General features: G+C 39.5%; 11 protein-coding genes and 1 pseudogene. 9 read left to right on the top strand and 3 right to left on the bottom strand.

Annotated elements, in window-relative coordinates:
- Positions 1–119: 119 nt before the first annotated feature.
- Positions 120–1,535 (top strand): MFS transporter, encoded by a 1,416-nt coding sequence (locus tag H0185_RS02375; protein WP_221870854.1) that lies wholly within the window; start codon positions 120–122, stop codon positions 1,533–1,535.
- 109 nt (positions 1,536–1,644) lie between these two features.
- Here H0185_RS02375 and H0185_RS02370 read toward each other — a convergent pair whose 3' ends face one another.
- Positions 1,645–2,175: a GNAT family N-acetyltransferase gene (locus H0185_RS02370; RefSeq protein ID WP_221870852.1), complete on the bottom strand. Its 531-nt coding sequence runs from the start codon at positions 2,173–2,175 to the stop codon at positions 1,645–1,647.
- Positions 2,176–2,413: 238 nt separating this feature from the next.
- On the opposite strand from H0185_RS02370, the gene H0185_RS02365 reads away from it, so the two are divergent.
- From H0185_RS02365 to H0185_RS02355, 3 genes are all read left to right on the top strand, one after another.
- Positions 2,414–2,971 (top strand): isochorismatase family protein, encoded by a 558-nt coding sequence (locus H0185_RS02365; protein ID WP_221870850.1) that lies wholly within the window; start codon positions 2,414–2,416, stop codon positions 2,969–2,971.
- A gap of 205 nt (positions 2,972–3,176) precedes the next feature.
- Positions 3,177–3,674, top strand: coding sequence for an STAS domain-containing protein (locus H0185_RS02360; RefSeq protein ID WP_221870848.1), 498 nt, complete (start codon positions 3,177–3,179; stop codon positions 3,672–3,674).
- A 344-nt stretch (positions 3,675–4,018) separates the two neighbouring features.
- Positions 4,019–4,804 carry a TerC family protein gene (locus H0185_RS02355; protein ID WP_221870846.1) on the top strand — a complete coding sequence of 262 codons (786 nt, stop codon included), beginning with the start codon at positions 4,019–4,021 and terminating at the stop codon, positions 4,802–4,804.
- 76 nt (positions 4,805–4,880) lie between these two features.
- Here H0185_RS02355 and H0185_RS02350 read toward each other — a convergent pair whose 3' ends face one another.
- On the bottom strand, positions 4,881–5,678 hold the full coding sequence (locus H0185_RS02350) for an HAD family hydrolase (protein WP_221870844.1): 798 nt from the start codon (positions 5,676–5,678) through the stop codon (positions 4,881–4,883).
- Between the two features lie 315 nt (positions 5,679–5,993).
- On the opposite strand from H0185_RS02350, the gene H0185_RS02345 reads away from it, so the two are divergent.
- Together H0185_RS02345 and nasC are read left to right on the top strand one after the other, a co-directional pair.
- Positions 5,994–7,184 carry an MFS transporter gene (locus tag H0185_RS02345; protein ID WP_425515805.1) on the top strand — a complete coding sequence of 397 codons (1,191 nt, stop codon included), beginning with the start codon at positions 5,994–5,996 and terminating at the stop codon, positions 7,182–7,184.
- A gap of 41 nt (positions 7,185–7,225) precedes the next feature.
- A pseudogene (gene nasC, locus H0185_RS02340) lies at positions 7,226–9,358 on the top strand (assimilatory nitrate reductase catalytic subunit NasC).
- A gap of 99 nt (positions 9,359–9,457) precedes the next feature.
- Here the strand turns inward: nasC and H0185_RS02335 are convergent.
- Positions 9,458–10,660: a DUF418 domain-containing protein gene (locus H0185_RS02335; RefSeq protein WP_221870840.1), complete on the bottom strand. Its 1,203-nt coding sequence runs from the start codon at positions 10,658–10,660 to the stop codon at positions 9,458–9,460.
- Between the two features lie 153 nt (positions 10,661–10,813).
- Here H0185_RS02335 and H0185_RS02330 point away from each other — a divergent pair, with 153 nt between their 5' ends.
- The 3 genes from H0185_RS02330 to H0185_RS02320 all read left to right on the top strand — a co-directional run bounded on the left by H0185_RS02330 (position 10,814) and on the right by H0185_RS02320 (position 13,946).
- Positions 10,814–11,527, top strand: coding sequence for a response regulator transcription factor (locus tag H0185_RS02330; RefSeq protein WP_221870837.1), 714 nt, complete (start codon positions 10,814–10,816; stop codon positions 11,525–11,527).
- A complete protein-coding gene (locus tag H0185_RS02325; protein ID WP_221870836.1) occupies positions 11,524–13,266 on the top strand; it encodes a sensor histidine kinase in 1,743 nt (580 codons plus the stop codon). The genes H0185_RS02330 and H0185_RS02325 overlap by 4 nt, the downstream gene beginning before the upstream one ends.
- A gap of 311 nt (positions 13,267–13,577) precedes the next feature.
- A complete protein-coding gene (locus H0185_RS02320) occupies positions 13,578–13,946 on the top strand; it encodes a hypothetical protein (protein WP_221870834.1) in 369 nt (122 codons plus the stop codon).
- The last annotated feature ends 215 nt before the right edge of the window (positions 13,947–14,161 follow it).

The raw sequence follows: 14,161 nt of genomic DNA, 5'->3' as shown, positions 1-14,161 counted from the left end.
AAAATCGTTGATTTTAGTCCTCTTTTCCCCAATTTAGTAAAGAAATAGATTGATAAAATGAAAGCGTATCCAAATTTCGGTTGTCTACTAATTTTTATTTCAGATGGGAGTGAATGGTGATGGAATTAGCAACATCCAATACGGTTAAAAAGGGGAAAACGGAACAACCTTATAAACTGAAAATGAGGGAAAAATTGGCGTTTGGGTTGGGAGATTTTGGAGCTAATTTTAGTTGGACATTTATTGCATCCTTTATGACGATTTACTTAACCGATACTGTTGGGATGGCAGCCGGAATTATTGGGACGATTATTTTAGTCGCCCGTCTATTTGATGGAATTTCCGATTTATTTATGGGAAACATCATTGATAATACGAAATCAAAAATGGGGAAAGCCAAGCCATGGGTTTTCTGGACAGCCCCACCACTGGCATTATTAACATTTATGATCTTTAATGTCCCAAGTTCATGGGGAAGCACCGCACAAATTATCTATGTTTTAATTCTATATTTATTGATTTCAGCTGTATTTTACACTGCAAATAATGTGGCTTATTCTTCCTTGACATCGTTCATGACGAAAGAACCAGAGGAACGTGTAGCTTTGGGAAGTATCCGCTTTATGTTTGCCATTGCCGGGGTCCTTTTGATTACTTCGTTTACCATGGCACTTGTTAGTAACTTAGGTGGCGGACAAAAAGGATGGACCTTAACGGCACTAATCGCTGCCTTCCTTTGTGCATTGCCTTTGATGACAACAGGTTGGTTTGTAAAAGAACGGAACATTGCGGAGAAGATTGATAAGAATCAGAAAACGTCATTTGCTCCTACTTTTAAAGCCTTATTAAAGAATAAGTTTTTCATATTCGCAATTCTTTTATATGTTTTAATGTATTTGGCTATGACAGGGAATGGCGTACAAGTTTATTATGTTACCTATATCTTCGATAACCCAAATCTGATGGGGCCGTTAAGCATGGCATCCATGTTACCATCGATTGCAGCCTTAATCTTTGCTCCTAAAATTGTAAAAAAATTCGGCCTGAGAAACACATTATTGGCGGGGTTAGTTCTTGGAGTAGTAGGATCCGTTATTTGCTGGATGTTTTCCGAAAATGTTACATGGTTATTGATTGGTTTGATCATCAAGTCCGTTGGTACCGGTCCACTAATTGCAGGTGCAAGTGCCATCGTGGCCGATGTCGGCGACCTCGTGTATTGGAAGTCTGGAATTCCCGTTCAAGGTTCTGCGTTTAGCATTACAAGTGCAGGGATGAAGATTGGCCAAGGCTTGTCTTCGGCAATGGTAGGTTGGGTTCTTGCTTTTGGTCATTACATTCCTAACGCGGTAGAGCAACCAGATAGTTCAATCTTTGCCATGAAGGCACTATTTATCTACATTCCATTAATTGTCTTACTCTTGACTGTTATTGTCGTCGCATTATTCAACCATGAAAAATACATGCCTCAAATTAGAGCAGAAATCGGTGCAAAACGTGTTGGCGAGAAGAGAGATCAATCCATCATGCAATAGAAACAAAAAAATCGGGGATGAATCACCTATCTTTGTTGAATTAACAAAGATAGGTGATTCATCCTTTTTTTGATCCTAACAACCGCACATTAAAATTGTTCCTTCCATGCTATTCAAAAGCTTTCGAGTACTGAACGACTCCCTGTACATGCTCGAGGGCATTTTCAGTTAATTCTAACCCCATAAAGACTTCATCGGGCACATCAAAAGGTGCACGAATCTTCCAAAGAAAGGCTGATTTAAATCCAAACTTAGGATAATAGGTTGGATGGCCTAATACAATGATTGAATGATGGTCAAGCTGTTTTGCTTTTTCAATTGCAGCATAGATTAATTGACTTCCAATGCCTTTTCGATGATATTCAGGGGCAACCGAAACGGGGGCAAGTGCCAACGATTCGACCGATTTTGGACCATCGGTAATTTGAATTTTTGATAACAGAATATGTCCAACCATTTCGTTTTCCTGATTGAATGCAACCAAGGAAAGCTCTGGAATAAACGCATCCGATTTCCGAATGCGGTCGACAAGGACATGCTCTTGTTTGTCACTAAATTCTACAGTTGAGAACGCACTTTTCACTACTTGCTCGGTTGTCTGGTAATCTTCAGGTTGTTCTTGCCTTATATTTAGATTCATATGATAAGCTCCTATGTTAGATTTTAATGTTTAAACGATCAGATAAATATGACTCTGAAAATGAATTAAATCCCTCTTTTCCAGCCTACTTATCGATCATCCAATACAATATTTTAAGTGATTACCCAACGTTTATGTGTTATTATTTTAATGTTTGAATTTTCTAACACATTATATCAACTTTATATTAATTAGAAGTCACCTCAAAAGCATTCGCAAATAGAGAGGGGAAGAACAATTGAAGCAAACTTTGTTAATCATTGATGCCCAGCAAGATTTAATTGAAGGAAGCCCAGTAGAAGAAGCTGTTTTCAAGAAAGAACATCTCATTTCAACCATCAATAAAGTAATTGAAAAAGCAAGTAAATGCAATGTATCAGTTGTCTTTGTACGAGATTTAGATGTCGCAGAAGGCAGAGGGAAGGGGTTTCAAGTACATGAAAACATTCATGTCCCTAAGGATGCGAAGTCCTTTGATAAATCAGCAACGAATTCCTTTCATGGTACAGGGCTTCTTGATCACTTACGATCTCAAGCAATCCAACATGTGGTGATAATGGGTTGTGTAACCCAACATTGTATAGATACTGCAGTCAGAACAGCCACCGTAAAGGGGTTTGATGTCACATTAGTCGGAGATGGACATTCGACAACAGACAGTAAAGTACTAAGTGCTGAACAAATAATCAACCATCATAATGAAACGCTCCATGGCCATTACAATGTTGATCACTTTTCAATGGTAAGAAATTCAGATGAAGATTTATTCACCCCCCTGCATCATACCTATAGGTGATAATCATTGGGATGGACCATTAAGTCATTGTGGAATAAACAAGGCTTAGTGGTCCATCCTCTTTTTTACCAGGTAAGCACCGTGAACCATTATTTTTCGAGAATGTAGGCACCGAATAAAATGGTGATTCTAGGTTTCAATTTAAGAAAAATGGGATATATAATATAGGTTAAATGATTAAATAATGAAAGCATAGAGGGAGTTTATGGAGAAGAAAAATAATGATATAAAGTCAATGCGGGAGACAATAAACCAACTACAGAACAGGGTAAATGAACTAGAAGACCTCATCGAGCAAACTGCTTTGCCTATTATACCATCCATTGTACCAAATACTCTTTTAATTCCATTCACGGGTGTGTTATCGTCTGAACGGTTTCAAATGATTATTCCCAAAGTATTAAATTACGCTAGCTGTACGACCACAGATGCCGTTATTCTTGACTTTACAGCGATATCCATTAAGAATGTTGACAATTTACAGAGCTTAGGAAAATACTTAAAAGATTTATTAACGGCTTTAAACCTTATGGGAATTGAAGTCCATTTAGTCGGGCTTTCGCCTCAATTATCTCAAGTAATGGTTAAATCTGGACTTTCCGTTGTAAAAGAGGTTAATGCATTCTCAACGTTTAAATCTGCTTTAGAGTTTCTCCTAGAGAAAAAGGGACTCGCACTGGTAAAAATCAATTCTGATATCTAACCTCCTTTTTTATGGAGGTTTTTTATACTTTCTAAAAAAGGGAAGGAGGATTTGAAACATCCACAATAAGTCGAACGGTTGCTGCATAAAAAAGACGGAATACATATAGTACAACATCTGGTCAAATTATAAATGATTAATTTATGTTCTGTATAAAAGAACGATTTTATGTAAATAAAATTGGGTAACAGCTGTCCCAATCATTCTCTGATTCAAAAAACAAACAATGATCAACATAAGATGGTTTTGTTCGTGCAGGAGTTGCCAAATATTGAAGTCTCTTCATTAGCATAGCTTATCCCTTTCAGGAAATTCTATTAGTAACCTGGAAAGGGGAGAGGTAGATGGAGTCAATATGGTTAGAGTATGCCTGGGCATTGCTAGTTCTAATTGGACTAGAAGGGTTATTATCTGCTGACAATGCCCTTGTATTGGCTGTAATTGCAAAACATTTACCCAATGAACAAAAGAAAAAAGCGATTAATTACGGGATTATTTTGGCGTTTGTGTTTCGATTTGGAGCCTTGTTTGCCATTTCCTTTATTGCAAACGTTTGGTATATACAGGCGATAGGAGCCGCTTATCTTCTTTACCTAGGATTGAAGCATGTGATTCAAGCCAAATTTGGTCAGAAAAATGAAGATATCCATAAGGATGATAAAGAAGAAGCTGCTGGAATGGGTTTTTGGCCGACAGTTGGAAAGATTGCGTTAGCTGACCTGGCTTTTGCCATTGATTCCATTTTAGCTGCGGTTGCTCTAGCCTTAGGCCTTCCGGAATCGCCCCTTGGTAATTTTGGAGGGATGGATGGCGGTCAGTTTGCCGTCATTCTGCTTGGAGGAATAGCTGGTTTAATTTTAATTAAGTTTGCTGCCACTTGGTTTGTGCAACTACTTGATACACGTCCAGCCTTAGAAACAACCGCCTACGCGATTGTCGCTTGGGTCGGGGTGAAGCTTGTTGTCATTACACTTGCCCATGAAGATATCGGTGTTTTACATCATGACTTTCCACACGGTCCTCTATGGACATCAATCTTCTATGGAGTGTTAGTGGCGATTGCTCTAATTGGATGGTTTGCACCAGGTAAAAAGGATAAGAACCAAGAGGCTGAAAACAAGGTTAGCTAAAATAGCCGTGAAATCTCAAGATTTGTTTAATACACTTAAACCCCTGGGACTTACATCCTAAGGGGTTTAATCAAACCTAAATCACATTTGTTCCATAGGTACGATAAAGATAACGATCCAAAAACTCAGCTAATCCATCGTTTTCGTGGTGATCAGTAATAAAATCGGCAGCGGCTTTTACCTCTTCGCTTGCATTCCCCATTGCAACACCAGTACCAACACGTCGAAGCATTTCAACATCGTTTGGACCGTCTCCAATGGCTACCACTTCACTTGGACTCATTCGAAAGGCACGAAGCAAGCTTTTGATCGCTGACCATTTCGAAACATTAGGAGCAAGTAACTCAAACCCATCCTTCCAATTAATAACTTCAGCTTCATTTTTAAACAAAGAAGACAATTCAGGGCTTGATGACCCAGTTCGGACACTATACTTTAGAACATCACGATAATTTGCCTTTCGTAAATCTCCGATATATTGTGGCTCAATTTGGCCAACCTCTGACCAATACTCGATTTCTTCATTTGACTCCTTACAATAGATTCCATTTGCGGTATGGACAATTACATTATAGGGTGCCTCAGCGGTGTGGTGGTGGAATCGTCCTTCGTCTATTCGCACGGTTTTCATTTGCAAGGCTCTACCAGTCTCTGCATCATGAATGGCCGCACCGTTTAAACAAATCATGGGAGTTTCTAATCCAATCTCTTTGTGATAGGGAGCAGTTACTTCATAGTGTCGACCAGTGGCTAGAAAAACCATGATTCCCTGATGGGTGAGTCGAGAAATAGCTTCTTTATTGCGACGGGAAATGTCGTTTGAGGCTGTTAGAAGAGTCCCATCCATATCGATAAATACTGCACGAACATTCATTTCATCTGCCTCCTCCATTGTTAGTAAGGCTATCATAGCAGTTGAACATTAATTCCTTGTAAATACAGTGTAGAGATTGTATGAAATATATGGGCTAAGGGACGAAAAAAAGGTGACGAAAAAAAGGTGACAGGCACCATCCAGAAACTGGATGGTGCCTGTCACCTTTTTCGGGTCACCTTTTTCTGCGTGAGGACAAAAATTCTTATGTCATAAAACATGACAACATCAAAGACACCCAAGTGGCATTGGTATAGAGTTGGCTTATTAACAGCATCAAATAATAGCGAACAATCGATAGAGGAGGTTTACATGTTGAATAAGAAAGATCAAACATCGATATTAGTTCTTTCTACGTTATCGATGATCATTGCTTTTTCTGTATGGTCGATTCTTTCACCGGTAGCTGGAAAGATTCAAGAAATGTATGGGTTAACTGGTTTACAAAAAAGCATTTTGATTGCAATCCCGGTTCTCTTGGGTTCCGTCATGCGCATCCCCATTGGCATTCTTGCCGATCGAGTAGGAGGAAGAAAGGTTTATGTTTTTACCATGCTTTTTTTAACCCTTCCTTTAATAGGAGCCAGTTTCACTTCTTCTTATGAAGGTCTTCTATTTTGTGCGTTTTTCATTGGAATGGCGGGGACGACGTTTGCCGTCTCGATTGCTTACGTTTCAAGATGTTATCCTCCTGAAAAGCAAGGACTAATCCTTGGGATTGCTGGAATCGGGAATTTAGGGACGGCCGTAGCCAGTTTCCTAGCCCCACAGATTATGAACCTATGGGGACTACCTTGGATGTTTCGGATTTTTGCTTTCGCTATTCTCATCATGTCGGTCATTTTTTGGTTCGGAACGATCGAGCTTGCAAAACCAAAGGAGGGGAAAACGCTCAAACAATCCCTGGAGGTCATGAAAAACAAAGAAACCTGGGTTTTATCGGGCTATTATTTTTTAACATTTGGAGGGTTTGTCACCTTTGGGATTTATCTACCGATTCTGTTCCAAGACCTTTTTCATTTAGATGCCGTTCAAGCAGGTGGCTTAACAGGAATATTTGTCATTGGGGCCACGTTCATTCGACCGGTAGGGGGGTACCTTTCCGATAAGTTTGGGGCAGTCAAAGTCTTGAATATTGTGTTTTCTTCGATATTGTTCACTTCCATCTTGTTGGCTTTATGGCAAGGTCCCCTTCTCCTGTTTATGGCGGAATGTTTATTGATGGCGATTATGCTGGGAACAGGGAACGGAGCTGTTTTTAAACGAGTAGCGGAAGTTTCTCGAGGGAACATGGGAGCCGTTACAGGGGTCGTTGGTGCTGCGGGTGGATTAGGTGGTTTTTTTCCTCCGATTCTATTAGGGATATTCAAGGATTATCTTGGTGATTATATGCTCGGCTTTGTTTTGTTGTCCTTGTTCGCTCTTGTTTGCTTGGTTTATAACAGTGATAAAATTCGAACGATTTTCACGGCTAAGAAACAAGGTGGTGTATCGAGTCTTTCATAAAAATTGCTTTCATTAGATGACGATATAAAGGAGAGGAAAGAATGTCTGATTTTTTAAAAGGGTTTCGCGAACGAGAATATCAACAAGATAAAGAATATCTCCATGAGACGCAATGCCCATTTTGTAGCATGCAATGTAAAATGAATTTACATGAAGATCGGTCAAAACAAAAAACTCGGTATAAAATAACACCGCTAAAGAGTGATCCAGTTTCAGAAGGCAGGCTATGTCCAAAGGGACTCTTTTCTTATAAACATGCGTTAAGTTCAAGTCGTTTACGAACCCCCTTGTTAAAAGTTGACGATTCATTTGTACCAGTATCTTGGGAAAAAGCCTATCACTGGCTTTCACAAAAAATCATTTCTTTCCAAGTGAAATATGGAAAGAATGCGATGAGTGTCTATGGGAGTGGGGCTTTGACCAATGAAAAGGCCTATTTATTAGGGAAGTTTTCAAGGGTAGCGTTAGAGACGAAGTATATTGATTACAATGGTCGATTCTGTATGTCTTCGGCAGCAGGTGCTTCTAACCAAGCATTTGGTGTTGACCGGGGATTGACCAATCCTTTACGTGAAATCCAGGATGCGGAATGTATCATCTTGGCTGGTGCGAATATAGCGGAATGTCAACCAACCATCATGCCTTATTTCCGGAAGGCTAAAGCAAGTGGTGCAAAAATCATTGTGATAGATCCTCGAGAAACACTCACTTCAAAAGTAGCTGACCTCCATTTAAAGGTTAAGCCAGGAATGGATGCGGCGCTCGTCAATGGCATGCTCAAAATCATTGTGGATGAGGATTATGTGAATCATTCGTTTTTGCAAAAATCGGTTGAAGGAGGTCGGGAACTCCTTTCCTTTGCCCGGTCCATTGATTTGGACGAGGTGGAAAGGATCACTGGAGTAGCCAAAAATCAAATCATTGAGGCAGCGCGTTTATATGGAAGGGCAACCACAGGGATGGTGTTTACGGCAAGAGGGGCTGAACAACATGCAGGGGGTGTGAACACCGTCCGTAATTTCATCAATTTAGTCTTGATGACAGGGAAAATTGGGAAACATGGATGTGGGTAGGGAACGATTACCGGGCAAGGAAATGGGCAAGGGGGTCGCGAGCACGGACAAAAGACCGATCAATTGGCAGGATACCGGTCCGTTGACAATGTGGAGCATCGTACCCATATTGCGAAGGTTTGGGGGATTGAAGAGTCTTCGATACCTGGAAAAGGCGTGTCCGCTTATGAAATGTTTGAGAAGATGTTAGAAAAAGAAATCCGTGGGATGATCGTCCTTGGCTCAAATCCTGTGGTTTCAAACCCCAATACGAATCTCGTAAAATCTGCCCTGGGAAAACTAGATTTTCTCGTCGTGATTGATACACTGATGTCTGAAACAGCGGAGCTCGCAGATTTAATCCTTCCAGGTTCTACCTATTTAGAGGAGGAAGGGACGATGACGAATCTAGAAGGACGAGTCATCTTACGCAAGGCCACGAGGAAGCTTCCTGGAGAAGCTCGTTTAGATTGGAAGATTCTATGTGAGATTTCTGAGTTGCTTGGCAAGGGAAAGTTTTTTCCTTATCAAAGCAGCAAAGAGATTTTTGAAGAACTCCGTAAAGCATCACAGGGGGGCATTGCGGATTACGCTGGAATTACCTATGAACGGATAGAAGAGGAGAAAGGTGTATACTGGCCATGTCCGGAAGAGTCACATCCCGGAACACCCAGAATGTTTGAGAGGGGCAAATTCTACCATAGAAACGGGAAGGCCCGTGTGACCCCAATTGCGAACCAATTTCCGAAAGAGAAAGCAGATGAAGAGTTTCCGCTTACGCTTACCACAGGTCGGATTCTCCATCATTATCAAACGGGGGTACAAACTAGAATTACAGCGGAATTAAACAAAACTTCCGAACCTTTTATAGAGATTCACCCCACAACCGCAAGCCTTATTGGTTTAGTAGATAAAGAGAAAGCACGCATATGCTCCCGGAGAGGAGAGATGATCCTAAAAGTTAAATTTTCACCTGGCATTCGGGAGGATACGGTTTTTGTTCCCTTCCATTGGGAAGGCAAACAGAGCATTAACCAATTGACCTTACCAAAACTCGATCCCCAGTCAAGGATGCCAGAATTTAAAGCCTGTGCAGTAAGAGTGACTCCAATAGAGGTATAGAAAAGAGAAAAGGGTGACAGGCACCATCCAGAAACTGGATGGTGCCTGTCACCCTTATTCGTCACCCTTATTCGTCACCCTTATTCGTCACCCTTATTCTTATCCGTTAGAAACGAGAGGATCTTCTTCAATCACAACTTTATCGTTATCTTTTTTCTTTCTTTTAGGCTTACCTTTAAAACTTAAATACGTTCCTACTCTCATCACTCTTTCAAACGGACCCATTTTAAAGAGTTTGAGATAATAATGACTTGTGATGATCTGAAGGACATAGAGGACTAAAGCAACACCTATTCCTACTAAAACGCCCAACTTGCCAAACCATCCCAACCCATATCCGTAAAATAATGCTGTGCATACAATGCTTTGCATTAAATAATTGGTCATTGAAAGACGTCCTACTTTTTCAAACCAAGATTGAACACGAAGTTTTTCGGTTGTATAAAGAAGTGCAAAGCCGAAAATATAGCCTAGGGCAAGCAGCGATGATCCGAGTGTATAAGCGACCTCACCCCATGAAGAATCAGGAATCAAATAGCGAATGCTTTTCAACAGTAACCCTAATGCAATAAACACACTAGCAAACCAAACATATCTCTTCTTTTCTTGTTTTGGTGTAGCGAACCACTCTTTGTTCGCAGCGTACATTCCTAATAAAAACATTGGGGCAGTGATAAATGGAGCTACCAGCAGGACAACTACATACATATAATCAGGCCAACCAAAGGGATCTTCGTCGCTATTTCGAAAGGTATAGATTTTAGAATAACTTCCCGTGGAATAGATATGGTTTGCTTTTTCAACATAAGCATTTAGTTGCGTTTCATCTTCGATCATTTCATTTGGATCACCGTATGCCATTAAAGATGTCACAATCAGTAATCCAATGGACCAGATGAGAAGGGTCTTTTTCTTTCGGTTTAAAAAGACGAGGAGGATTAATCCCATTAATCCATAACTAAATAGGATATCTCCTTCCCAGATGAAAAAGGAATGAAGCAATCCAAAAAGAATCAACAATAAAAAGCGTCTGACAAAGTGTCGTTTCACTTTGCTTCCGTTTCTATCAAGCTTTCCCTTCATCATGATCATGGAATACCCAAATAAAAACATAAAGATTGGCATAAAACTGCTTTCTACAAAAATCTTCAGCCAAATATAGGCGAGATGATCAGCATACATGAGGTCCGTTAACTGGTCTTTTCCAAACATTCCATACTGAAAAATGAGCATGTTGGCCATTAAGATTCCTAGTAAACTAAACCCTCGTAATCCATCAATCGTGCTAACTCGTTGTTTCATTCTTTTTTCCTCCCTAATTCTTGCTTAATGTTACTGTACCTTTTCAAGCTTTCGATTAAATGACCGAAACATTACCATTGCATAAAGGTTTTTCCATTTTGTTTATCTGTTCGTAAAGTTCTTATGATAGTATGAACAACGAGGTGGAAATTGATGGGGAATACAAACATTTTAATTGTAGATGATGAAATAGCTATTGTGAAAATGCTTGAAATGATGTTAAAAAAAGAAGGGTTTCAACATATATACACCGCTCATACTGGGAGAGACGCAATTGAGATTTTAGAAAGAAACGAGATTGATATTATCATCCTTGATGTCATGCTTCCTGATGCGAATGGCTTTGATTTATGTCCAAAGATTCGCCAGATTTCCAATGCTTATATTCTATTTTTAACAGCAAGGGTATCTGATTTAGACGTTTTAACTGGATTTGCAACGGGTGGCGATGATTACGTGACAAAGCCGTTTAATCCTTTGGAGATTGCGGCAAGGATTAAAGCTCATTTAAGACGGACAGCGAATCCAAAAAGCATTGAAAGTCAACATTCAGTCAAAAAGTATGACTTTGGAAGGTTTATGGTAGATGAAAATGCCGGAGAATTACTTGTCCAAGGAGATCCCGTCCCTTGCCCAACACAGGTATATTTGTTGTTACTTTATTTCTGTAAACATCCGAATCAAGTACTTTCAAAAACAACTATATTAGAGGCAGTATGGGGATTTGACAATTATGTAGATGAAAATACCGTACCGGTTCATATTCGAAGAATACGAGAAAGAATTGAAGAAGATCCTAGTCAGCCTAAATATTTAGTTACGGTACGAGGTCTAGGTTATAAATTAAGTAAGGGAAATCAATCATGAAAAAGTTAAGATGGAGATTGTTTCTGCACTTTTCTTTCCAATTTATTTCAATAGCTGTGCTAATGGTCATTGTGATTTTGATGACTCTTTTTATTGTGATTGCTTTTTATGCGAAGGATGTTTCGGAAAATAATTACTATCAAGCTAAGCTTGAAAGCATTACGGTTGATACAGGAATTTCCTTTAAACAGTTAGAGATGAATGATGGATGGGATGAAAGTTTAGAAGAAGACTTATGGGTTCAAATCATCAATGAAGATGGGAAAGTAGTGGAAGCGGGAAACGTGCCAAAAGATCTTCCCAATCAATATAGCCCATTTGAGTTATTAGAGATGCAGGAAACCGAGGAGCTACAAGACTATTCTCTAACCTTTTATCTAGAAACATTCTATGAAACTCCCTATTTATTTGTTTTAGGACATTTTGATCAGGAAAAGAACTTCTTGGAAACACTTGCACAAGATTATGGTCAAAAAGGATTAATCGCAGACCAACACCTAGCAGAGGTAGAAAGTAAGTTAAAGAATATAAATGGTTCACTAGAGTTAGTGGATTCAAATGAAAAAGTGAAGCAAAGAATCGGTGTAGGGCCAAAAAAAGAACAAGATAAGCCTTTACATTTATTTATGAGAAAAGAACAGCCAGACGTCTTTTCAACTAAATTAACGACCTATCAAGATCCAGATTCTGATTTGAGGTGGGTCCTCACTACATCTAACGAGAATAAGAAAGAGATGAACTTCGATAGCTATCGTGATTTAGCAATGGCGTTTGGGATCACCGCAATGATTGTTCTTCTCATTACGATTCTCATCTCCGTTTGGAATGGGTTTCGCTATGGAAATCCGCTGTTTATCTTCGCGAATTGGTTAAGTCGCATGGGAAATGAGCAGTACGAAGAGGTACTTACCGAGCGTGAGCGGAAGCAAGTTTTTCGTAAAAATGGGAAAACAAAAATGAGATATCGTTTGTATGATGAAGTTTTTCAGGCCTTCTACGGGATGGCAGAAAAGCTGGAACGGTCTAAAAAAGAGCGTGAGGAGTTAGAAAAAAATCGAGAAGAATGGATGACAGGGATTTCGCATGATCTTCGAACGCCATTATCCACCATGCAAGGATATGGAAAACTTCTAGAAAGTGGTCAATATGAATGGACAAAAGAGGAGTTAGAGGAAATCGGCAAGACCTTGGGTGAAAAAAGTGAGTATATGTTAAGTTTGATTGAGGATTTTTCGTTAAGTTTTCAGTTGAAAAATCAAGAAACACCTGCGAGCTTTAAGCAGGTGGACATCAATCCTTTGATGGAAGACATTCTAAGTAAATTCCAAGGAGACTTAACGCTAAGAGACGACTATCAGCTGCGCTTTCAGCCATTGAATCAACCTCACTATCTTTCTGCTGATGAAAAGTGGTTTGAAAGAATGATCGATAATCTCATTTATAATGCCATCAAACACAATCCCCAAGGTACAGATATTGAAGTCGTCTTGTCAAAAGATGAACCTAAAAATGAGTTTAAGATTCTCATTAAAGACAATGGAATTGGGATGGATGAAGTGACGAAAAAACACTTGTTCACAAGATATTATCGTGGAACCAATACTGACGAAAGAATTGAAGGAACAGGTCTAGGCATGAATATTGCGATGCGAATCGCACAATTACATCGAGGGGAAGTATCTGTAGAATCCGAAAAATCTCAAGGGACAACGGTCAGCATTGTTTTTCCACTGTCTTGATGAAGCGAGGGGGGCACCCTTTGCTTCTTTTTTTATGTGATAATGTGCGTAAAATTGCGCAAACAGAAGGGAAATAGTCGGGTGTATAGGCTAGTTGCCTATATCGAAGTTGCAAAAGCCATAGAGGAATCTTATAGTATTGGGTAAATAGAAAAATCAGGAGGAAGAGGGGGATTGGCGGAACAGTTTAATCTACATCTCACTTTAAATACGTCTCTCTATTACACAGTTTCAGACTAAGGTGAGTTTTTGTTGAGGACGGTATCTAGTTGGCAGGTGCTTATTGATCAATCAAGTGGAGGACAGGAAACATGGGTACAGTTTTCACGTATTTGTTTTCGCTTATTGCCATCGTAATAGCAGTTTTTGTTACGATTCATTTTAAGTATGAATTGGAACGAATGTTTCGGGAAAAGAAAGAGGTTGTTGCGTTTCATATTTGTAATGTCACGATTGTCTTGATGACCGCTTATATTGTGCATGCAGTAACAACGGTATATATCTTTGGAAATACGTTTAACTGGCTTTTACAGATTTTTATTCTTCTGTTTATGATTTTACCTATCTACACCATCGGGCACATTCATTATAAGAACTATCGATTCATAAATCGTAAGTATTCTATTTCAGAGAACGGGAAGGTGCTCGTGATCAATGAAAAGTACTTGAGGCGAAGATGAAGCGGAAGTAAGGGGACGCACCCTTTGCTTCCGGTTTTTAATGCCGGAAGATGTCCTTTATAAAGGCTGTACGGTTAACATCTTTTTATAAAGTGTTTTTTACGTACTCACGATATTAATACAGGTAAAAAGTGTTCTTATAAATGAGGTAAGCGAGCAGTGACTGTTCCTGTTCGCTATTGTTCGTGCGCCTGGCATGGGTGCAATCTATAGGG

This window comes from Mesobacillus maritimus (assembly GCF_019749255.1).
Lineage (GTDB): Bacteria > Bacillota > Bacilli > Bacillales > Cytobacillaceae > Mesobacillus_B > Mesobacillus_B maritimus_A.
Note: the sequence above shows the minus strand (reverse complement) of the source record. Positions and strands in the feature narration are given on the sequence as shown.